The sequence below is a fragment of the Candidatus Binatia bacterium genome (assembly GCA_036382395.1).
Taxonomy (GTDB): Bacteria; Desulfobacterota; Binatia; order HRBIN30; family HRBIN30; genus JAGDMS01.
The window spans coordinates 1-1,815 of the sequence record DASVHW010000173.1; the positions used below are offsets into that span (position 1 = coordinate 1).

The window sequence follows — 1,815 nt, forward strand, 5'->3', positions numbered from 1 at the left end:
CACCTGAACGGTGCGCACGCGTGCCTCCTCGCTGCCCGGAAGAAGACGCACGATGTCCCCGGCGTGGATCACGCCGCCGATGGCGGTGCCCGTCACCACTACGCCATGCCCGTGCATCACAAAGGCACGATCAACGGGAAGCCGAAAATAGCCGGTGGACTCGGGGCGCGTGTACCCCGCCAGGAGCGCCTCGATGGTCCGTCGCAACTCGCTCAACCCCAGCCCCGTTACCGAGGACACCGCAATCATCGGCGCGCCTTCGAGCGTGGTGCCGGCAAGCAAGATCTCGATCTCTTCCCGCACCGCCGCGAGGCGCGCGGTGTCGACCAGGTCCGCCTTGGTAATCGCCACCACCCCATGTGAAGCGCCCAGGAGATGCAGGATATCGAGGTGCTCTTCAGTCTGCGGCATGACCCCATCGTCCGCCGCGACAACCAACAGCACCAGATCGATGCCGTGTGCGCCGGCGAGCATGTTGCGGATGAACCGCTCATGTCCCGGCACATCGACGATACCGACGCGCTCGCCGTTCGAGAGGTCCAGGTATGCGAACCCCAAATCGATGGAAATGCCGCGCTCCTTCTCCTCTTTGAGCCGATCCGTTTCCTGGCCAGTCAAAGCCCGAATGAGCGCGGTCTTGCCGTGATCGATATGCCCGGCGGTACCGATGATGTGAGGCATAAATCAGCTGTCAGGAATCAGCCATCAGCTCGACGACTCAGCACTCAGCACCCAGGACTCAGGACTATTTCTCGGCACGAGATCTTCAGCTTGGAAGATGCCACGCAAGTCTAGGAGAAATTGCCCGGATTGTACGCGGCCGATGATCGGCGGATCAGCAGCGCGGAAGCGGCGCGCGATCTCTTGTGCGCCGAGCGTCGGATGGGTGATCGCGACGGCTTTGCTCGGCAGGTTCTCGATCGGCAAGGCGCCGCTACCGATCTCGGACTCCGAATCAACCAGCGCGACAACAAATCCCGCACCGAGTGCCGCACGCAGCAGCGGCAGGACCGCCTGGCCCACTGCTTCCATCTCCGTCAGTGGACGCGTAAGCCAGCGCAGCGTCGGCAGAGTCGTGCGCAGATCCGGGGCCGTGCGATATAGGTGGAGGGTCGCCGCCAGCGCCGCCAGCGTCAGCTTGTCGCAGCGCAAGGCGCGCTTCAGAGGGTTTCGGTTGATGCGCTCGATCAACTCGCGGCGCCCGACGATGATCCCGGCCTGTGGACCTCCCAAGAGTTTGTCGCCGCTGAAGCTCACCAGATCGGCGCCGCTGCGGACTCGTTCGGCCACCACGGGCTCCTTGGGCAGCCCGTACGCCGACAGGTCCGTCAGGGCGCCGCTGCCCAGATCTTCCATGACAGGAATGCCGTGCGCCGCCCCGAGTTGCACCAGCTCCGGCAACGACACGGCGGTAGTGAAGCCGACGATACGGTAGTTGGAGGTATGTACTTTCAGCAACAGAGCGGTCTGCTCGTTGATGGCGGCAGCGTAGTCGTGCAGGTGAGTGCGGTTGGTGGTGCCGACCTCTCGCAGTCGGGCACCGCTCTTGGCCATCACGTCCGGAATGCGGAATGAGCCGCCGATCTCGATCAGCTCGCCGCGCGAGACGATCACTTCGCGTCCCTCGGCGAGCGTGTTCAGCGCCAGCAGCACGGCGGCGGCGTTGTTGTTGACCACCGTCGCGGCTTCGGCGCCGGTGAGCGCCAGCAAATCTTCCTCCACATGGGAGTCGCGCTCGCCGCGCTCCCCGCGGGCGAGGTCGTACTCCAGATTCACGGCGTTGCCAGCCACCCGCGCCACCGCCCGCACCGCTTC

The 1,815-nt window shown here is 64.8% G+C and carries 2 protein-coding genes; both read right to left on the reverse strand.

What is annotated here, in order from left to right:
- On the reverse strand, window positions 1-681 hold a 681-nt coding region (gene selB, locus VF515_07990), incomplete at its 3' end, for a selenocysteine-specific translation elongation factor (protein HEX7407573.1).
- Between the two features lie 24 nt (window positions 682-705).
- Window positions 706-1,815, reverse strand: a 1,110-nt coding sequence (selA, locus tag VF515_07995; protein HEX7407574.1) for an L-seryl-tRNA(Sec) selenium transferase, incomplete at its 5' end; no start/stop codon positions are given.